Source organism: Stenotrophomonas sp. TWI169, assembly GCF_039674705.1.
Taxonomy (GTDB): Bacteria; Pseudomonadota; Gammaproteobacteria; order Xanthomonadales; family Xanthomonadaceae; genus Stenotrophomonas; species Stenotrophomonas maltophilia_P.
On record NZ_JBDJOB010000017.1, the window covers coordinates 52481 to 70952 of the forward strand.

Genomic DNA, 18472 nt, shown 5'->3' on the forward strand with positions numbered 1-18472 from the left:
TCTCCAGGGGTGGTAACTCAGGGACGTTCTGCGCCGCCCTGAGGCGACGGGTTAGGATAACGGCCACAACGTGTAACCGCTACTCACCACGCAGGCTATGACCTGTCTGCGCGGGCAGAGTTCAAAATCACTCTTTTTTAACGTTCCAGGAGTTTCACCGTGGCCGATGACCTGATCGCTGTCACCGACGATGGCGCCATCCGCACCGTGACCGTCCAGCGCCCGGACAAGCTCAATGCCCTCAATGCCGCGACCCTGCAGGGTCTGGCCGATGCGTTCAGGGACGCCGCGGCCGACCCCGAGGTGCGTGTGGTGGTGCTGACCGGTGCCGGCCAGAAGGCCTTCGTCGCCGGCGCCGACATCGCCGAGATGAACACACTCAGTGCGGTTCAGGGACGTGATTTCTCCCTGCTCGGCCAAGGACTGATGCGTCAGATCGAACGCATGCCCAAGCCGGTCATCGCCCGCGTCAACGGTTTTGCCCTGGGCGGCGGCCTGGAACTGGCGCTGGCCTGCCATCTGCGCGTTGCCGCTGACTCGGCCAAGGTCGGCCAGCCGGAGATCAATCTCGGCCTGATCCCCGGCTTCGGCGGCAGCCAGCGCCTGCTGCGCCTCTGCGGCCGGGCTGCCACCCTGGAACTGTGCCTGCTGGGTGCGCCCATCGATGCCGCCCGTGCGCTCGCGCTGGGCATCGTCAACGAGGTGGTGCCGGCGGCCGATCTGGACACCCGTGTGCAGGACATCGCCCGGCAGCTGGCACGCTCGGCGCCCCTGGCGCTGCGCGCCCTGCTTGATGCGGTCCACGTCGGCGGCGAGTGCAGCCTGGAGGCGGGACTGGAGTACGAAAGCGCGCAGTTCGGCCTGCTGTTCGCCACCGAGGATATGCGCGAAGGCACCGGTGCCTTCCTGCAACGCCGTCCCCCCGCCTTCCAGAACCGTTGACCCCATGGCATCCCGACCCAACCCCGCGCTGCTGTTCGCCCGGGTCCAGGCAGACGATCTTGATGGTGCCCTGCAGGCCGGTCTGATGGACTATGTCGCCAACGAAGGCGACACACACGAGGTTCCCGGGCACCCGGAACTGCCGGAGGTGCTCAGCCAGGCGCGGCAGCAGTTGCAGCGCGCGTGGGCCGCACGTGACCGTTACCGCGCACGCGCGGTGCGCCTGGCCCGCCGCGACGCCGAACGCGATGCGCGTCGCACGCCGCGCCCGGCGCCGGACGTGAAACCTGCGCTGCCCGCCGCCGCTGCCGCCATCCTCGCCCGTGCCAAGGCACGCGCCACCGGCAAGGAGCGCTGATGGCCACCGCGAAGAAGGCCGCCCGCGCGCCAGCGCGGCGTGGCAGCAGCATGCCGCGCGCCGACGTGGTGGAAATGTTCACGCGCCTGCGCGAACTCAACCCGCATCCGAAGACCGAACTGGAATACAGCTCGCCGTTCGAACTGCTGGTGGCGGTGGCCTTGTCGGCCCAAGCCACCGATGTCGGCGTCAACAAGGCCACGCGCCGCCTGTTCCCCGTTGCCAACACGCCCGCGCAGATCCTGGCGCTGGGCGAGGACGGACTGAAGAAATACATCGCCACCATCGGCCTGTTCAACGCCAAGGCGAAAAACGTGATCGCCACCTGCGCGATCCTGCTGGAGAAACATGGCGGTGAAGTGCCACGCGATCGCGAGGCACTGGAAGCCCTGCCCGGCGTCGGCCGCAAGACCGCCAACGTCGTGCTCAACGCGGCCTTCGGCGAACCGGTGATGGCGGTGGATACGCACATCTTCCGCGTTGCGAACCGCACGGGACTGGCGCCGGGAAAGAACGTGCGCGAAGTGGAAGACAGGCTGGTGAAGGCGATTCCTGATGAATTCCTGCTCGACGCACATCACTGGTTGATTCTGCACGGACGCTACGTCTGCAAGGCACGCAAGCCGGACTGCCCGGGTTGCGTGATCGCTGATCTGTGCCGCTTCAAGGACAAGACACCGGCCCCCTGAGGCATCCCCGCAGCGCCTGCGGGTAAATGCCATCGCAGCGCAATCCCCACGTCATATCGGCCCGGCATCAATGCCGGGCCCAGTCGTGGCAAGGGTCGCGGCGGACAGACTGCGCGCGGAAACTGTCACATTTACGCAATCTTTACCTTCTAGCCTGCGCGCATCTTCCCACCTGCCTGCAAGGCTCCTCTCCATGAAACTGCATCACCAACTCCTGACGGTGGCCGTGGCCGCTGCGCTCTATGTGCCGGCTGCCCACGCTGAAGTCGCCATCGACGTGATCGGCGGTTCGGAAATCACCTTCGAAGGCCTGGTCCAGGCCGACGGCAACTGGTTCCACAACGACGTCGTGGACCTCAATGGTGGCGATGCCGGCAACGGCAAGGACAGCGAGTTCGAGCTGCGCCGCGCCGAGCTGGTGCTCAAGGGCAAGGGCCCGGGCAACGTGGAGTGGGTGCTCGGCTACGACGCCAAGGCGGACAAGTTCCTCGACACCAACGTGAAGTACAAGCTGCTGGGCAATGCCAACCATTTCATCCAGGTCGGCCAGTTCAAGCAGCCCAACAGTCTGGAAGAGCTGTCCAGCACCAAGAACAACGACTTCATCTCCAAGGCCGCGGTCACCAACACCTACGCGATCGCCCGCCGCCTGGGTGGCGCCTACAGCTACGGCCAGGACAACTGGTCGGTCACCGCCAGCGCCTTCGGCCGCGAGCTGACCCGCAACCTGGCCCATGGCAGCGGCTACGGTGCGCGTGGCACCTGGGCTCCGATCAACGAGAAGGGCCAGGTCCTGCACTTCGGCCTGAGCTACGTGGACTACGACGCCGACGCCGACACCCTGCGCGTGCGCGCACGTCCGAACGCCGACCTGGCCACCGCCCGCCTGATCGACAGCGGCAACCTGACCGACACCGACCGCGTCAGCACCGTCGGCGCCGAAGCCATGTACTTCCAGGGCCCGTTCAAGGCCCAGGCCGAGTACTACACCAGCAAGGCCAAGCGCTACGACCACGACAACTACACCAGCGACGGCTACTACATCAGCGGCCTGTGGAATGTCACCGGCGAGACCTGGAGCTACAAGGGTGGCACGCCCGGCACCGGCCTGCCGAACAACCCGGCCAGCGGCCAGTGGCAGCTTGGCGTGCGCTACGACCACATGGACCTCAACGACGGCAACCTGGCCGCGAACCCGGTCGCCGGTCGCCCGCCGATCGTCGATGGCGTGCTCGGCGGCAAGATGGATGTGTGGACCGTCGGCGCCAACTGGTACTGGCGCTCGAACTTCAAGCTGATGCTGAACTACGTGAAGGTCGACAGCAAGAAGTACAGCTCCAGCGCCCGCGGCTTCGTCAATGACGATCCGAACATCCTGGAAGCCCGCGCGCAGTTCTTCTGGTAAGAGCCCGCGTCATCGCATCACGCATCGGCAAGGGCACGACTGCGGTCGTGCCCTTGCCACGTGCGGTGACGCCTGTAACGCAGCGCGATCCCCTCATCCGATGTCACACCGGCGTCATATGACAGACCTTTCCGTGTCACGGAATGGTTATGGAATGTGCACCGATACGTTGGGCAACCGCCCTTCGACCACCCCAGGAGTCTCTCCCGTGATCCACGCCTTCAAGTCGCGCGCCGCTGTCGCCATCCTGGCCGCGTCGTCCGTGTTCGCCGCCAATGCTGCCGATGTCACCGGCGCGGGCGCCTCCTTCATCTACCCCGTGATGTCCAAGTGGTCGGCGGACTACAGAACCGCCACCGGCAAGAAGGTCAACTACCAGTCGATCGGTTCCGGCGGCGGCATTGCCCAGATCAAGGCAGCGACCGTCGATTTTGGTTCCTCCGACGCGCCGCTGAAGCCGGAAGAACTGGCTGCCGCCGGCTTGGCCCAGTTCCCGTCGGTGATCGGCGGCGTGGTGCCGGTGATCAACGTCGCCGGCGTCGCGCCGGGTGCGCTGAAGCTCGATGGCCCGACCCTGGCCAACATCTTCCTGGGCAAGATCACCACCTGGAACGATCCGGCCATCACTGCACTGAACCCGGGCCTGACCCTGCCCAGCGGCAAGATCACCATCGTGCACCGCTCCGACGGTTCGGGCACCACCTTCAACTTCGTCAACTACCTGTCCAAGGTCAGCCCGGAGTGGAAGAGCAAGGTCGGTGAAGGCACCTCGGTGCAGTGGCCGGCGGGCATCGGCGGCAAGGGCAACGAAGGCGTGGCCGCCTACGTCAAGCAGATCAAGGGTGGCATCGGCTACGTCGAGCTGTCCTATGCGCTGCAGAACAAGATGTCGTACGCGGCAATGAAGAACGCCGCGGGCAAGATCGTGCAGCCGTCGGACGCCTCGTTCTCGGCCGCCGCTGCCAGCGCCGACTGGGCCAATGCCCGTGACTTCTACCTGGTGATGACCAATGCCCCGGGTGCCGATGCGTGGCCGATCACCGCCACCAACTTCATCCTGGTCCGCAAGCAGCCGAAGAACGTCGCCGGTGCCAAGGCCACGCAGGAGTTCTTCCGCTGGATCTACAGGAACGGCGACCAGCAGGCCAAGCAGCTTGATTACGTGCCGCTGCCGGACACCCTGGTCCGCCAGATCGAGACCTACTGGACCCAGAACCTGAAGTACTGAGCAAGACCTCCCCCGCAGGAGCGGGGCCGGCGGGTCCTCTCTCCCCCGCCGGCCCCACCGGGCGCGAGATCCTCAGGATCTCGCGCTCTTCTCGTTTGTGGGGTCCGGCCTGCCGTCGCAGCGGGGCGTGGGGCTCGATCCTGCACCGGCCCCGGGGCAACCCTGCCGGTGCGCAGATCGGGCGGCCGCGGCGGTCTCCGGGGGTGTCCGCAGTGGGCGAGGCCCCTGTGAAACCCTTGTCGGAACGTGATCCAAGACACCTCTGTCATGGACGTCATACGGCTGTAACAAAAACATCATTTCATAGCCGCATCCGCCGACGCCGTCGGCTCTTCCCCGCTATGGAGTGACCATGAAACTGCACTCGGCCGGCCTCGCCGCCCTTTCCCTGGCCATTGCCCTGGGCCTGTCGGCCTGCGGTGGCGACAAGCAGGCCGCGCAGCAGCCGGCCGCCGACGGTGCCGCTGCCCCGGCTGCCGCCGGTGCGAAGGTGACCGCCGAAGTCTCCGGCGCCGGCGCGTCCTTCATCTTCCCGCTGGTGTCGAAGTGGTCGGCCGACTACAACGCCAGCACCGGCGCCAAGATCAACTACCAGTCCATCGGTTCCGGCGGCGGCATCGCCCAGATCAAGGCCGGCACGGTCGACTTCGGCTCGTCCGACAAGCCGCTGAGCAGCGAGGAGCTGGCGCAGGCCGGCCTGGCCCAGTTCCCGTCGGCCATCGGCGGCGTGGTGCCGGTCGTCAACATCGAAGGCCTGGAAGCCGGCAAGCTGCGCCTGAGCGGTGCCCTGCTGGCCGACATCTTCCTCGGCAAGGTCAAGACCTGGAACGACCCGGCGATCGTCGCTGCCAACCCTGGCGTGACCCTGCCGGACGGCAAGATCACCATCGTCCACCGTTCGGACGGTTCGGGCACCACCTTCAACTTCTCCAACTACCTGTCCAAGGTCAGCCCGGAGTGGAAGAGCAAGGTCGGCGAAGGCACTTCGGTGCAGTGGCCGGACGGTGTGGGCGGCAAGGGCAACGAAGGCGTCGCCTCGTACGTCAAGCAGATCAAGGGCTCGATCGGCTACGTCGAACTGGCCTACGCGCTGCAGAACGCCATGCCGTACACCTCGCTGCAGAATGCCGCCGGCACCTGGGTGCAGCCGAGCGCGGAGACCTTCGCCGCTGCGGCCGCCAGCGCCGACTGGGCCAGCGCCAAGGACTTCAATCTGGTCATCACCAATGCTCCGGGTGAGCAGGCGTGGCCGATCACCGCCACCAACTTCATGCTGATGCAGAAGCAGCCGAAGGATGCCAAGCGCAACCAGGACACCCTGGCCTTCTTCAAGTGGGCCTTCGAGAACGGCCAGGCCCAGGCCAACGAGCTGCACTATGTGCCGCTGCCGGCCGAACTGGTCACGCAGATCGAGGCCTACTGGGCGACCGAACTGAAGTGATGGACCCGACGGTGCCCGCCGCGTGCGGGCACCGTGTCTTCCACGCCGTGCCGCCCCGCCCCTTCCTGGCCCTGCCGTCCCCATGAATGCCATCGCCCAGCCTGTAGCCGCCCCGTCCACGCGTGACGCGCGTGATGCCCGCAACGACAAACTGTTCCGATGGGTGCTGGTCGGCACCGTCATCTTCGTCCTGATCGCCCTGGCCTGCGCGGCTCTGTCGATGCTGTGGGGCGGCCGTCATGCCCTGCAGATGCAGGGCCTGAGCTTCTTCTTCTCTTCCGACTGGAATCCGGTCGAAAACAAGTTCGGTGCGCTCGCTCCGATCTACGGCACCCTGGTCACCGCGCTGATCGCGATGGTCATCGCCGTGCCGGTCAGCTTCGGCATCGCGTTCTTCCTGACCGAAGTGGCGCCACGCTGGCTGCGGGGGCCGGTCGGCACCGCCATCGAACTGCTGGCAGGCATTCCCTCCATCATCTACGGCATGTGGGGCCTGTTCGTGCTGGTGCCGGTGATGACCGAGTACGTCACCCCGTTCCTCAACGAAACGCTGGGCGAATGGCCGGTCATCGGCCCGATCTTCCAGGGCCCGCCGCTGGGCATCGGCATGCTGACCGCCGGCTTCGTGCTGGCCATCATGGTCATCCCGTTCATCTCTTCGGTCATGCGCGAGGTGTTCCTGACCGTACCGACCCGCCTGAAGGAATCGGCCTATGCGCTGGGGTCGACCAAGTGGGAAGTGAGCTGGGACATCGTGCTGCCCTACACCCGTTCGGCGGTGATCGGCGGCGTCTTCCTCGGCCTTGGCCGCGCACTGGGCGAGACCATGGCCGTGGCCTTCGTGATCGGCAACAGCGTGCGCCTGTCGCCGTCACTGCTGGAGCCGGGCACCACCATCGCCGCCCTGATCGCCAACGACTTCGGCGAGGCCACTGAAACCTACCGCTCGGCGCTGCTGCTGCTTGGCTTCGTCCTGTTCATCGTCACCTTCGTGGTGCTCGCCATCGCCCGCCTGATGCTGATGCGCCTGGCCCGCAAGGAGGGCAACTGATGTCCACCACCGCTGACTCGCTGTACCTGCGCCGTCGCATCGGCAATGTCGTCGCCATCGCGCTGTCCTGCGCCACCGCGCTGTTCGGCCTGTTCTTCCTGGGCTGGATCCTGTTCACCCTGGCCGCGAAGGGCCTGGCCGGCATCAACCTGGACCTGTTCACCAAGATGACACCGCCGCCCATGCAGGAAGGCGGCCTGGCCAACGCCTTCTTCGGCAGCGCGGTGATGTGTGCGCTGGCGATCGGCATCGGCACCCCGCTGGGTGTCCTGGCCGGCACCTGGCTGGCCGAGTACGGCAATGCCCGCAAGGCCGGCACCGTGGTCCGCTTCGTCAACGACATCCTGCTGTCGGCCCCGTCGATCGTGCTGGGCCTGTTCGTGTACACCCTGTACGTGATGCAGACCGGCGGCCAGTTCTCCGCCTTCGCCGGCGCGCTGTCGCTGGCCTTCATCGTGCTGCCGGTGGTGGTGCGTACCACCGACGAAATGCTGCGCCTGGTGCCCTCGCAGATGCGCGAAGCGGCGCTGTCGCTGGGCATCCCGCAATGGAAGGTGATCGTGCAGGTGCTCTACCGCAGCGCCTCGGCCGGCATCATCACCGGCATCCTGCTGGCGCTGGCCCGCATCTCCGGTGAGACCGCACCGCTGCTGTTCACTGCCTTCGGCAACCAGTACTGGAACAGCAACGTGTTCCAGCCGATGGCCTCGGTGCCGGTGGTGATGAACCAGTTCGCCGGCAGCCCGTACGAATCCTGGCAGGTGCTGGCCTGGGCCGGTGCCCTGGTGCTGACCGTCTTCGTGTTGCTGGTCAGCCTCGCCGCCCGCGGCCTCCTGCTGCGCAACCGCATCTCCCATGACTGACCTTTCCGTGGAAACCACCATGAACGATCTTTCCAATGCCGTGCCGATGCAGCGCATCGCCGTGCCGGCCTCGCACGAGAACCTGCATACCCCGGCTCCGGTCAAGCTCGCTGCGCGTGGCCTGGACTTCTACTACGACAAGTTCCACGCTCTCAAGGGCATCAACCTGGAGATCCCGGAAAAGCGCGTCACCGCGCTGATCGGCCCCTCCGGTTGCGGCAAGTCGACCCTGCTGCGCATCTTCAACCGCATCTACGCGCTGTACCCGAAGCTGGAAGCACGCGGCGAAGTGCTGCTGGACGGCGAGAACATCCTGTCGCCGAAGTTCCCGATGAACCGGCTGCGCAGCAAAGTAGGCATGGTGTTCCAGAAGCCGGTGCCGTTCCCGATGACGATCTTCGAGAACGTGGCCTACGGCATCCGCCACCACGAGAAGCTGTCCAAGGGTGAGATGAGCGACCGCGTCGAGCAGGCACTGCGTCAGGGCGCGCTGTGGGACGAGGTGAAGGACAAGCTCAACCAGAGCGCGCTGGGTCTTTCCGGTGGCCAGCAGCAGCGCCTGTGCATCGCCCGCGCCGTCGCCCTGCGCCCCGACGTGCTGCTGCTGGACGAACCCACTTCGGCACTGGACCCGATCTCCACCAGCCGCATCGAGCAGCTGGTGGAAGAGCTCAAGAACGATTACACCATCGTCATCGTCACCCACAACATGCAGCAGGCCGCCCGCGTATCGGACTACACCGCCTTCATGTACCTGGGCGACCTGATCGAACATGACCGCACCGAAGTGATCTTCTCGCAGCCGTCCAAGCAGCAGACCGAGGACTACATCACCGGTCGCTTCGGCTGACCGGACCGCGGCTTCTTCACAGACAACGCCAGTCGGGCATGGCCCGGCTCTACATGACGGAACAACCATGAATCTTCCCAACGACCACATCGTCAAGAGCTACGACGAAGAGCAGCAGCGCCTGGTGGCCGAAATCGTGCGCATGGGCGAGATGGCCGTCGCCCAGCTCGAAGCATCGATGGACGTGATCGAGAAGCGCGATGAGAACGCCGCCCATCGCATCATCGCCAACGATGAGGCGATCGATGCACTGGAGCAGCAGATCAGCCACGACGTGATGCGCCTTGCGCTGCGCGGCCCGATGGCGCGCGACCTGCGCGAAATCCTTGCGGGCCTGCGCATCCCCGCCGACATCGAGCGGATCGGCGACTACGCGGCGAACGTTGCCAAGCGTTCGATCGCACTGGGCAAGGTGCCGCCGCTGCCGCAGATCCAGGGCCTGCGCGCCCTGGGCCGGCTGGCCGCACAGCAGGTGCGCCGCGCCATCGCGGCCTACCGCGACAATGATGCCGAGGCGGCGCTGGCCCTGCGCGAGGATGACGCGCGCCTGGATGCGCAGTACACCGCGCTGTTCCGCGAACTGCTGACCTACATGATGGAAGATCCGCGCAACATCACGCCGTGCACCCACCTGCTGTTCATGGCCAAGAATCTGGAACGCGTGGGCGACCACGCCACCAACATCGCCGAGAACGTCTGGTTCCTCGTGCATGGAGAGCAGCCGCTGCCGCCGCGCGAGAAGCGCGACGAAACCTCCAGCACCGGTCAGCCCTGACGCTGCACTGCAACACCGGAGTCGACTCCAGAGTGGCCGCTGTCCGCGCGACAGCGGCCTTTCTTTTTGGGCCTTCCAGCATTTCCAAAGGCGCCGCGCCTGCCTGGCAAGGCCCCGCCCCCTGACTGCGCGGAAAATCTCACGAAAATTTGAGTTCTCTGCGAGGATTCGTTGAGTAGGATCGGCGCACGATCGCTTCCACCGGCACCCCTGCCGGCCACCCGGGCACCCGCCCACACCACCCAGGAGCACAACCGATGAGCAGTACCAACAAGACCCTGTCCCTGCTGACCGCTACCGCCCTTGTCGCCGGCCTGGGCATGACGGCCAGCGCTTCGGCTCTGAGCATGAGCGATCTGGCGCAGGGCTATCTGGTGGCCGGCCAGGCCGCCAAGGCCACCGATGCCAAGGCTGCCGACGCGCGTACCGGCGACGCCGCCAAGCATGCCGAAGGCAAGTGCGGCGCCGATGGCAAGAGCGCCGAAGGCAAGTGTGGTGGCGACAAGGGCAAGGCCGCCGCCGGCAACGATGCAAAGGCCAAGAGCACCGGCGACAAGAAGGCGGCCGAAGGCAAGTGCGGCGAAGGCAAGTGCGGTGGCAAGCACTGACGTCCGCGCCAGCGCTGTCCACCGGCGGTCGCCGCTTCCCGCGGCGGCCGCCGGGTTGGGCCTGCGCCGCGCGCTGCTGCAGGCGCTGCGCGAGGCACCGGCCGGCGACTTCGACTTCCTCGAATGTGCGCCGGAAAACTGGATCCACGTAGGCGGACCGGCAGGCGATGCACTGGCCGAACTGGCGGCGCGGCATCCGCTGAGCTGCCACGGCCTGTCGCTGTCGCTGGGCGGCAGTGCACCGCTGGACACGCAGCTGCTGGCACAGGTTGGCCGGTTCCTGGACGAGCACCGCGTGCCGCTCTACAGCGAGCACCTGAGCTACTGCAGCGACGACGGCCATCTGTACGACCTGCTGCCGATTCCGTTCACCGATGAAGCCGTGCGCCATACCGCCACGCGCATTGCCCGTGTGCAGGACCTGCTCGGCCGGCGCATCGCGGTGGAGAACGTGTCCTACTACCTGGCACCGGAACCGTCCATGGACGAACTGTCCTTCACCAACGCGGTGCTTGCCGAAGCGGACTGCGACCTGCTGCTGGACGTCAACAACGTCTACGTCAACGCCTGCAACCATGGCTACGACGCCGACACGTTCATCGCCGGCCTGCCGGCACAGCGCATCGTCTGCCTGCACGTGGCCGGGCACCTGGATGAAGCGCCGGACCTGAAGATCGACACCCATGGCAGCGCCGTGATCGATCCGGTCTGGGAGCTGCTTGCACGTACCTATGCGCGCATCGGCCCCCGCCCCACCCTGCTCGAACGCGACTTCAACTTCCCCCCATACGCCGAGCTCCAGAGCGAGCTGCAGACCATCCGCCGCCTGCAGGCCGACCCAGCCGGAGGCAGCACGCATGGCTGAAGCGCCGGAACGGCTGCGTGCGCAGCAGCACGCGTTCACCGCCCATCTGCGCGACCCGGACACCGTGGCCGCGCCGGCCGGCATGGAGCCGCAACGCGTAGCGGTGTACCAGCGCCTGCTGTTCAACAACCTGCTGGGTCTGTTGAGCAACGGGTTCCCGGTCTGCGTGCGCCTGCTCGGTGAACCGGGCTGGAGTGCCCTGGTGCGCAGCTACTTCGCGACGCATCGCTGCCGCAGTCCGCTGTTCACCGAACTGGCTGCCGAGTTCGTGCAGTGGCTGCAGGCACAGCCGCAGCTTCCGCATCCGGCGCTGGCCGAGCTGGCCCACTACGAGTGGGTGGAAACGGCGTTGTACCAGTTGCAGGCCGAGCCGCTGCCGGTGGCCGGCGCGATCGATCCGCGGGTGGTCGCCCTGCAGCGTTCGCCGCTGGCCTGGCCCTTGCTGTATCAATGGCCGGTCCACCGGCTTGGCGCGGACGATGCGCCGCGCACGGCTCCGGCCGAGCCGACCGGCCTGCTGGTCCGGCGCGATGCTGACGGTGAGGTGCGTTTCGCCAGCCTCAGCCCACTGGCGGTGCATCTGCTGGCCCGCATCGGCGAGCAGCCCGGCGCCGATGGCAACACCTACCTGCGGCAGCTGGCACTGGCACACGGGCTGGAGGAGCACGCGTTGGACGAGGCCGGTGCCGCCCTGCTGCAACAGTTCCTGCAAGCCGGCGTGATCGGCCCGATCACGCCGCCGCCCTGACGCCCCACTCCCGGAGATTCCCGATGAACTACCCGATCCTGGCCACCGCGCGTGGCCAGCTGGACCGTCTCGCCCCCTGGTTGGCCCCGCTGGGCCTGCGCGTACTGCTGGCCTGGGAGTACTTCGAATCCGGCCTCGAGAAACTGCACGGCCAGAACTGGTTCGCCGACCTGCAGCAGGCCTTTCCGTTTCCATTCGACCACTTGCCGGCCGCGCTGAACTGGCAACTGGCCACTTGGTTCGAACTGCTGGGTGCCGCCTGCCTGCTAGTCGGTTTCGGCACCCGCTTTGCCGCTGCCAGCCTGCTGGTGCTGACCGTGGTGGCGACCCATGCGGTGCACTGGCCGATGGAATGGCACTCGCTGGGCGACCTCGCCATGGGGTATGCAATCAGCGACCAAGGCTTCGGCAACTTCAAACTGCCCGTACTGTTCATGGCGATGCTGCTGCCGTTGCTGTTCGCTGGCGCCGGCAGGCTGAGCGTCGATGCACTGCTGGCCCGGCATGGCGCTGGCGGGGGCACCTGGGCGGGAGCCGGTCCGCGATGCCGCTGATTGGCGCGCCGCCCGCAACGCCCCATCCGGCTGCGCGCACCGGGCGCTCAGGAACGCTCTGCTAGAATCCACGCATGACCGACCCCACCCCCGCACCTGACGTCGCCCCCGTTTCCGCAGTACCGCAGGCGCAGCGTGCGATGTCACAACGCTTCCGTGGCTTCCTGCCGGTGGTGGTGGACGTGGAGACCGGCGGCTTCGACGCCCAGCGCAACGCGCTGCTGGAGATCGCGGCGGTGCCGATCGAGATGGACGAGAACGGCCTGCTCTTCCCCGGGCAGACCGCCAGCGCGCATGTCGTGCCGGCCGAAGGGCTGGAAATCGATCCGAAGTCGCTGGAAGTCACCGGCATCATCCTGGATCACCCGTTCCGTCTGGCCAAGGAAGAGCGCGCCGCGCTGGACCATATCTTCACCCCGGTTCGCGCCGCGATGAAGAAGTACGGCTGTCAGCGCGCAATCCTGGTCGGCCACAACGCGCATTTCGACCTCGGTTTCGTCAATGCCGCCGTCGCCCGGACCGGGCACAAGCGCAATCCGTTCCACCCCTTCAGCGTATTCGACACGGTGACGCTGGCCGGCATCGCATACGGGCAGACGGTGCTGGCACGTGCTGCCAATGCGGCGGGACTGGGCTGGGATGCCAACGAAGCGCATAGCGCGGTGTACGACACCGAGCAGACGGCACGGCTGTTCTGCACGATCGCCAACGCCTGGCCGCGGTAACCGTCAGCGCCCCTCTGGCCGCGCAGGCGTGGGTGCCGACCGTGGGCCGGCACCGCCGGCGCGTCAACCGATGCTCGTGCGATCCCGCCCGTCACTCTTGGCACGGTAGAGCGCGCGGTCGGCGCGCTGGTACAGCAGGGCCGGGGTGCGGTCTTCAGCCTCCAGTTCGACCAGTCCCGCACTGAAGGTCACCCTCAGCCCATCCACGCCCGCCCAGTCCGGGTGGTCATGGAACAGCCCCCGCAACCGCGCGCACAGCTGCGCGGCTTCCTCCAGCCGGGTGTCGTTGAGCAGCAGCGCGAATTCTTCGCCGCCCGTGCGCGCAGGCAGGTCCGAGTCACGACAGGCCGTGGCGATCACCCGCGCCACCTCGACCAGTACCGCATCACCGGTACTGTGGCTGTAGCGATCGTTGACAGCCTTGAAGTGATCGATATCCAGCACCACCAGGCATAGCGGGTGGCCGCTGCGCTGCGATCGTGCGAAGTCACGCGCCAGGGTTTCATCGAAGCCGCGGCGGTTGGCCAATCCGGTCAGCGCATCCTCCCGCGCCTGGCGCTCGAACGCTTCGGCCTGCCGTGCGAGGCGTTCGGCCAGCTCGGTCTTCTCCTGGTTCACCGCCTGCAGATGGACGGTCTGGGCCTGCAGGTCGAAGGTGGCCTCGTCCACGCGGCGAGCCAGACGCAGGTTGCTGGCCTTCAGCTGCTGCAGCAGGAAGCGGTACAGCGCCACCAGCCCGGCCAGCAGCAGGATGCCGCCCAGCGCCTGCACGCTGCGCCGTTGCCACCAGAACGGCTCCACGCTGAAGCTCCATACGGCTTCCTGCTGGCCCCAGGCGCCACTCGGGTGCGCGGCGGCCACGTGCAGCGTGTAATCGCCCGGTGGCAGGCCAACGAACTCCACGCTGCGCTGTGGACCGCGCTCGACCCAGCCGCTGTCCAGTCCATCCAGGCGCGTGCGGTAGCGGATCCGGTCCGACATCAGGTAGCTCAGGCCGACATAGCTCACCGCGAGGCGACGACCACCGGGAATCAGATTGCGTTCGGCGCCCTCCCAGTGCACCGGCGCGCCGTCCACCTGCACGTTCTCGATCGCCGCTGGCGGTGCCCGCCGTTCGCGGAAGCGCTGCAGGCGCTGCGGATCGACCGTACTCAGGCCCCCCGCGGTGACCACCCAGAAGGTGCCATCCTGGCGCAGGATCGCCGAGGGGCCGGAGCTGCCGTTGGCCTGTGCATTGGCCATGCCGTCGATCTCGTTGTAGCGCTCCACGCTCACCCGCGGCGCGCGGCCGTCGGCCACGGCATTGAGAGTCGCCATGTCGGTGCGCAGCACGCCACGGTTGCTGCTGATCCATACGTTGCCCAGCCGGTCGGGCACCAGCTGGAACACCGCGTCGACCGGCATGCCCTGCTCCAGGCCGACGCGGGCCAGCCGCCCGCCCTGCCAGCGGTACAGGCCACGATCACTGCTGATCCACATCGCGTCACCCAGCTGGTGGAAGCCGAACACACTGCGTCCGCCCCCCAGCGGCGCCAGATCGATCGCCTGCACACGGTTGCCGCGCAGCACGCGGATGCCCTCGATCGTGCCGATCCACAGGTTGCCCTGGTGATCGTGTTCCAGCGCTGTGATCAGCCCGGTCGGCATGCCCGCCACCGGCGACACCTGCACCCGGTCGCCGTCGATGCGCACCACTCCCTTCTGCGTTCCGGCCCAGACCGCCCCGCTCGAATCCACGCTGATCGCGCGGATGTTGCCACCCGGCATGCCATCGTCGGCGGCGTAGTTGTGGCGCAGGCGGCCGTCCCGGGACAGGCGGTAGACGCCGTCACCGAAGGTTCCCACCCAGAGATCGCCGTCCGGCCCCTGCGCCAGGCTCAGCACCGACGGCGCCTTGCCACCGCGGTTGTGCAGCGGCATGGCCTGGAAACGGCCATCGGCATTCTGTCGATCCAGGCCACTGGCACTGCCCACCCACAGCTGGCGGTCACGATCTTCCAGCACGGTGCGCACGTAATCGCCGCTGAGCCCATCGCGCTCGGTGTAGCTGCTGAACAGGGTCTCGCGCAGGCGGTAGAGGCCGCCGTTGGCCCCCACCCAGATGCTGCCCTCGTCATCCTCGCGCAGGCTCACCACGCGCCCGCCCGGCAGGCTCAGGCCCGCAGGCAGCCGCTCCAGTCCATGCGAGGAAATCCGCAGCAGCCCCTGGTTCTCGGTGCCCAGCCAGAGATCACCGTGGCGGTCCTGCAGCATCGAGGTCAGGTGCAGCTGGCCCGGCAGCCGGTGCACCAGCACCAGCCGGTCATCCTCGACCCGGTACAGGCGCTCGCCCGCCACGATCCACAGCGCACCGTCCGGCGCCCGGTACGGCCAGGACAGGCCACTGCCCGCGCCCAGCCCCCAGGCGGCGGGCGCGCGCTTCAGCACGCCATCGTTGTCACGCAGTACCAGGCCATCGAGCGTGCCGACCCAGACCCGATCCTGCGCATCCACCACCAGTTTGGTGAAGCTCATCGCCATCGGCAGATCGGCAGCCGGCGCCTGATAGACAAGGCCTTTGTCCGGCGCGAGATAACCCAGGCCCTTGCCTTCGTAGAGCAGCCACAGGCGCCCCTGGCTGTCCATCTGCATCGACTGGATCAGTACCTGCGGGGTATCCGGCTGGTGCTCCCACACACGCCACTGGCCATCACTGCCACGTCGGCTGACATTGCCGCGCGAGTCGCTGATCCACAGCCCGCCCTGACGGTCGACGAACAACGCGCCGATGCCGTTGTCGCGCAGCCCGGGCCGCGTGCTGCGGTCGTACACGGTGAAATCCAGGCCGTTGTAGCGCACCAGGCCTTCCCAGGTGGCAAACCAGAGATGGCCTTCCGGCGTCTGCGCGATGTCGCGCAGCGAGTTGTGCGGCAGGCCGTTGCGCGAGGTCCACACATCGATGGCGTAGTCGCGCAGCGGCGGTGCACCGCTCTGTGCATGCAACGGCAATGCAGCAGCCAGCAGCAGCCACAGAAGGCTGTGTCGCAGCACCGCCCTCCAGTCCCACGCGTGACGCTCCACCCAGCGCCCGTCGTCCCCCTGCCCGCCCATCACCGCAGCAGTGGCGGCCGGGTACTGCGGCCAGGCGGGGCGGCAGGTGGAAATGCCCAGGCAGCGCGGGGCGGCGTGCCGACGGGAACAGGCTGGCTCATCGGGGGGCGTCTGGGGAGATGCGCGAATGATAGGGCAAACGCCAGCCCGCCGCGCCTGCCCAGCCGTGCCCCCCCTCCCCCGGGCAGCAACGGCGGGCTTTCTGGCTCACCCGTGCAGGCGGTACGGATTTCTGGCGGAAGGGCGTGGTCCGGCACACCTTCCCGAGCCCAGGCGGTGACCACAGGCAGGACCAGAAGACCCCTCGCCTGGCGCCTCTGCGGAGGGACAGCTACGTCCTGTCGCCAGCACGACGCCTGTAATGGGCCACCAGATCCGCCGGGTAGTACTCGTGGTCGCGGAAGCCCGCATCGTCGATGTCGAACAGCATTACGACCAGCGCGGCCTCGAAGGCCCAGTAGCCCATGTAGCCGCTGTCGTCGTCACGGTGATTCCCGTGCCAGTACACGTTGCGGCTGCCTGCATACCAGCCGTCCAGGAATTTCTTTACGAGCCCGGGCCGGTCCGAGGGTGAGGCGATTGCTTCCATGAGTGGGAGGTAGTGGCGATACAGCACCTGAGTCGAAACGGGTCGGCCCGCATCCCCCATTGCAACTGCGATCGCGTCGAAGAGTTCGTCTTTTCCGGCGTTCCGCAGCAGCGTCAAACTTCGTTCAATGTACCCTCGCCCCAAGTCCAGCGAGAGCGCGAAGGCCAACCACCACAACCATTGCACGAAGTGATCTTGCCGGATGTCCTCGAACTGGAAGCGGTAGCTTCTCTCACCTGTTTCCAGCAGATCGCAGAATTCACTCATCTTCTCGCGCACTGCAAGGAGCGACCTCACCTCACCCTTGATTGATTCGATGTCATCACCGCGGGAGTATCGCATTACCACCACTCCCAACACTGAATCGAAAAGCCTTGAGGCAGCAAGAACACGCCCTTTGCGCGGCAATTCATCCCCCACGATTCTCGATTCCTTTCGATGAATGGAGGCTCCCGCATGCTCGATCCAGCGATCAAAGTAGCTTCTTGTCTTGCGCGAATCGCGCATTTTCATTATTGAATCAAACCCCCACTTGATTCTGAAACTGGCATCAGTCGATTCTGACAGCCCCTACCGCTCCATGTTCGGCTACACCCCGGGGAATGCCGCGCTCAGCCGGCGTGCCCCGATGCACCTTGCCGACGGCCCCTGCTGACCACACCGGACCATCTCGTGCTTGAGCCGCCTGACCATCGGGCTCATGCGCCGGATTGACGCCTGTAATAGGCCACCAGATCGGCCGGGTAGTACTCGTGGTCGCGGAAGCTCGAATCGTCGATATCGAACAGCATCACGACCAGCGCGGCCTCAAAGGCCCAGTAGCCCATGTAGCCGCTGTCGTCGTCACGGTGATTCCCGTGCCAATAGAGGTTGCGGCTGCCCGCATACCAGCCATCCAGGAACTTCTTTACGAGCCCCGGTCGGTCCTGGATCGATGCGACGGCCTTTGCTAGCGGAAGGTACTGGCGATACAGCACGTGATTGGCAGCGGGTCGGCCTGTGTCTCCCAATGCAATCGCAACTCTGTCGAAAAGCTCGTCTTCCCCGGCGTGCTTCATCAAGCCAAGTGCACTTCGCACATAAGAGCCCTCCATACCCGCGGCAACCGAGAATGCCAACCACCAGAGGTACTTTGTGTACCTGTCCGGCCGAAGATCCTCCCACACTGCACGAATCATCTGATCCTGTGCGCCCAAGGCATCGGCGCACAGATCAACGCGCCGCCTTGCAAGCAGCAATTCTTCCAGCCCCCCCAGTACTTCAACCAGATCGTCGCCACGCGAGTAGCGCATGACTATTATCTGAAGGAGCAGGGAAAACACGGAACTCGATGCATTGGCGCGTCCGACGTCGGTATACCTGTGTGAATCAATACGATCAACGACCTCTGCAACCTCATCCAGCCGGAACTCGATGATTCCAGAGAAATATGCCTTGGATTTCCTGCTATCGCGCATCATCGGTCCAGTTCAACTGGCGTCAGGCCCTTGTCCAGCATCGCCTGATGCGCCCTCGCCTCACCGAACGCGGCACCTGCGGCGCGCGTGCGCGGCCCTCGCCATCCATGTGGCCGCTGGGCACTCGGTATCGGGTAGGGTCGCCGTAGTGGCGATGCAGCACCACCTCACCTCCGGCGACCGCGTCGCGGGCGACGAAGCCGCTGGCTGATCACATCGCCGCCGCGCTCGATT

18 protein-coding genes are annotated in these 18472 nt (G+C 66.4%); 15 read left to right on the forward strand and 3 right to left on the reverse strand.

All coding sequences use genetic code 11. The features are described from left to right. Window positions 1-159 precede the first annotated feature (159 nt). The 15 genes from ABE543_RS13660 to rnt all read left to right on the forward strand — a co-directional run bounded on the left by ABE543_RS13660 (window position 160) and on the right by rnt (window position 13102). Window positions 160-942, forward strand: coding sequence for an enoyl-CoA hydratase-related protein (locus tag ABE543_RS13660; protein ID WP_065181203.1), 783 nt, complete (start codon window positions 160-162; stop codon window positions 940-942). Window positions 943-946: 4 nt separating this feature from the next. Beyond that, window positions 947-1300, forward strand: coding sequence for a hypothetical protein (locus ABE543_RS13665; protein ID WP_053518210.1), 354 nt, complete (start codon window positions 947-949; stop codon window positions 1298-1300). Further along, a complete protein-coding gene (gene nth / locus ABE543_RS13670) occupies window positions 1300-1989 on the forward strand; it encodes an endonuclease III (RefSeq protein WP_346475791.1) in 690 nt (229 codons plus the stop codon). The genes ABE543_RS13665 and nth overlap by 1 nt, the downstream gene beginning before the upstream one ends. A 193-nt stretch (window positions 1990-2182) precedes the next feature. After that, on the forward strand, window positions 2183-3394 hold the full coding sequence (locus tag ABE543_RS13675) for an OprO/OprP family phosphate-selective porin (protein ID WP_053518208.1): 1212 nt from the start codon (window positions 2183-2185) through the stop codon (window positions 3392-3394). Between the two features lie 208 nt (window positions 3395-3602). Further along, window positions 3603-4622 carry a phosphate ABC transporter substrate-binding protein PstS gene (gene pstS, locus ABE543_RS13680; RefSeq protein ID WP_346475792.1) on the forward strand — a complete coding sequence of 340 codons (1020 nt, stop codon included), beginning with the start codon at window positions 3603-3605 and terminating at the stop codon, window positions 4620-4622. 352 nt (window positions 4623-4974) lie between these two features. After that, on the forward strand, window positions 4975-6063 hold the full coding sequence (gene pstS / locus ABE543_RS13685; RefSeq protein ID WP_053518206.1) for a phosphate ABC transporter substrate-binding protein PstS: 1089 nt from the start codon (window positions 4975-4977) through the stop codon (window positions 6061-6063). An 82-nt stretch (window positions 6064-6145) separates the two neighbouring features. Further along, window positions 6146-7114 (forward strand): phosphate ABC transporter permease subunit PstC, encoded by a 969-nt coding sequence (gene pstC, locus ABE543_RS13690; RefSeq protein WP_053518204.1) that lies wholly within the window; start codon window positions 6146-6148, stop codon window positions 7112-7114. Next, the gene (gene pstA / locus ABE543_RS13695) at window positions 7114-7977 is read left to right on the forward strand and encodes a phosphate ABC transporter permease PstA (RefSeq protein WP_053518203.1); all 864 of its coding nucleotides are present in this window, start codon (window positions 7114-7116) and stop codon (window positions 7975-7977) included. The genes pstC and pstA overlap by 1 nt, the downstream gene beginning before the upstream one ends. Before the next feature lie 19 nt (window positions 7978-7996). Then, window positions 7997-8827, forward strand: a complete 831-nt coding sequence (gene pstB / locus ABE543_RS13700; protein ID WP_053518202.1) for a phosphate ABC transporter ATP-binding protein PstB — start codon at window positions 7997-7999, stop codon at window positions 8825-8827. A gap of 67 nt (window positions 8828-8894) precedes the next feature. Beyond that, window positions 8895-9602, forward strand: coding sequence for a phosphate signaling complex protein PhoU (gene phoU, locus ABE543_RS13705; protein ID WP_053518201.1), 708 nt, complete (start codon window positions 8895-8897; stop codon window positions 9600-9602). A gap of 257 nt (window positions 9603-9859) precedes the next feature. Continuing rightward, window positions 9860-10210 (forward strand): hypothetical protein, encoded by a 351-nt coding sequence (locus tag ABE543_RS13710; RefSeq protein ID WP_277381550.1) that lies wholly within the window; start codon window positions 9860-9862, stop codon window positions 10208-10210. Beyond that, the gene (locus ABE543_RS13715) at window positions 10197-11075 is read left to right on the forward strand and encodes a DUF692 domain-containing protein (RefSeq protein WP_111185743.1); all 879 of its coding nucleotides are present in this window, start codon (window positions 10197-10199) and stop codon (window positions 11073-11075) included. Before ABE543_RS13710 ends, ABE543_RS13715 begins: the two co-directional genes overlap by 14 nt. Next, a complete protein-coding gene (locus ABE543_RS13720; protein WP_277381549.1) occupies window positions 11068-11823 on the forward strand; it encodes a putative DNA-binding domain-containing protein in 756 nt (251 codons plus the stop codon). The genes ABE543_RS13715 and ABE543_RS13720 overlap by 8 nt, the downstream gene beginning before the upstream one ends. Before the next feature lie 23 nt (window positions 11824-11846). Then, window positions 11847-12377, forward strand: coding sequence for a DoxX family protein (locus ABE543_RS13725; RefSeq protein WP_111185747.1), 531 nt, complete (start codon window positions 11847-11849; stop codon window positions 12375-12377). 140 nt (window positions 12378-12517) lie between these two features. Next, window positions 12518-13102, forward strand: a complete 585-nt coding sequence (gene rnt / locus ABE543_RS13730) for a ribonuclease T (protein WP_053518226.1) — start codon at window positions 12518-12520, stop codon at window positions 13100-13102. Between the two features lie 63 nt (window positions 13103-13165). Here the strand turns inward: rnt and ABE543_RS13735 are convergent, their stop codons facing one another. The 3 genes from ABE543_RS13735 to ABE543_RS13745 all read right to left on the reverse strand — a co-directional run bounded on the left by ABE543_RS13735 (window position 13166) and on the right by ABE543_RS13745 (window position 18241). Beyond that, window positions 13166-16192, reverse strand: a complete 3027-nt coding sequence (locus ABE543_RS13735; protein WP_111185749.1) for a ligand-binding sensor domain-containing diguanylate cyclase — start codon at window positions 16190-16192, stop codon at window positions 13166-13168. A 331-nt stretch (window positions 16193-16523) separates the two neighbouring features. After that, complete coding sequence (locus tag ABE543_RS13740; RefSeq protein WP_346475793.1) at window positions 16524-17294, reverse strand: PoNe immunity protein domain-containing protein; 771 nt, start codon at window positions 17292-17294, stop codon at window positions 16524-16526. Window positions 17295-17479: 185 nt separating this feature from the next. Further along, window positions 17480-18241, reverse strand: a complete 762-nt coding sequence (locus tag ABE543_RS13745) for a PoNe immunity protein domain-containing protein (protein ID WP_346475794.1) — start codon at window positions 18239-18241, stop codon at window positions 17480-17482. Window positions 18242-18472 lie beyond the last annotated feature (231 nt).

What these genes read in the sequence shown, in the direction of transcription:
- ABE543_RS13665 (WP_053518210.1), top strand. Translation starts at nt 947, where the DNA reads ATGGCATCCCGACCCAACCCCGCGCTGCTGTTCGCCCGGGTCCAGGCA.
- ABE543_RS13720 (WP_277381549.1), top strand. Translation starts at nt 11,068, where the DNA reads ATGGCTGAAGCGCCGGAACGGCTGCGTGCGCAGCAGCACGCGTTCACC.
- pstS (WP_053518206.1), top strand. Translation starts at nt 4,975, where the DNA reads ATGAAACTGCACTCGGCCGGCCTCGCCGCCCTTTCCCTGGCCATTGCC.
- pstB (WP_053518202.1), top strand. Translation starts at nt 7,997, where the DNA reads ATGAACGATCTTTCCAATGCCGTGCCGATGCAGCGCATCGCCGTGCCG.
- ABE543_RS13745 (WP_346475794.1), bottom strand. Translation starts at nt 18,241, where the DNA reads ATGATGCGCGATAGCAGGAAATCCAAGGCATATTTCTCTGGAATCATC.
- rnt (WP_053518226.1), top strand. Translation starts at nt 12,518, where the DNA reads ATGTCACAACGCTTCCGTGGCTTCCTGCCGGTGGTGGTGGACGTGGAG.
- ABE543_RS13735 (WP_111185749.1), bottom strand. Translation starts at nt 16,192, where the DNA reads ATGGGCGGGCAGGGGGACGACGGGCGCTGGGTGGAGCGTCACGCGTGG.
- pstC (WP_053518204.1), top strand. Translation starts at nt 6,146, where the DNA reads ATGAATGCCATCGCCCAGCCTGTAGCCGCCCCGTCCACGCGTGACGCG.
- nth (WP_346475791.1), top strand. Translation starts at nt 1,300, where the DNA reads ATGGCCACCGCGAAGAAGGCCGCCCGCGCGCCAGCGCGGCGTGGCAGC.
- ABE543_RS13710 (WP_277381550.1), top strand. Translation starts at nt 9,860, where the DNA reads ATGAGCAGTACCAACAAGACCCTGTCCCTGCTGACCGCTACCGCCCTT.
- pstA (WP_053518203.1), top strand. Translation starts at nt 7,114, where the DNA reads ATGTCCACCACCGCTGACTCGCTGTACCTGCGCCGTCGCATCGGCAAT.
- phoU (WP_053518201.1), top strand. Translation starts at nt 8,895, where the DNA reads ATGAATCTTCCCAACGACCACATCGTCAAGAGCTACGACGAAGAGCAG.
- ABE543_RS13675 (WP_053518208.1), top strand. Translation starts at nt 2,183, where the DNA reads ATGAAACTGCATCACCAACTCCTGACGGTGGCCGTGGCCGCTGCGCTC.
- ABE543_RS13740 (WP_346475793.1), bottom strand. Translation starts at nt 17,294, where the DNA reads ATGAAAATGCGCGATTCGCGCAAGACAAGAAGCTACTTTGATCGCTGG.
- ABE543_RS13725 (WP_111185747.1), top strand. Translation starts at nt 11,847, where the DNA reads ATGAACTACCCGATCCTGGCCACCGCGCGTGGCCAGCTGGACCGTCTC.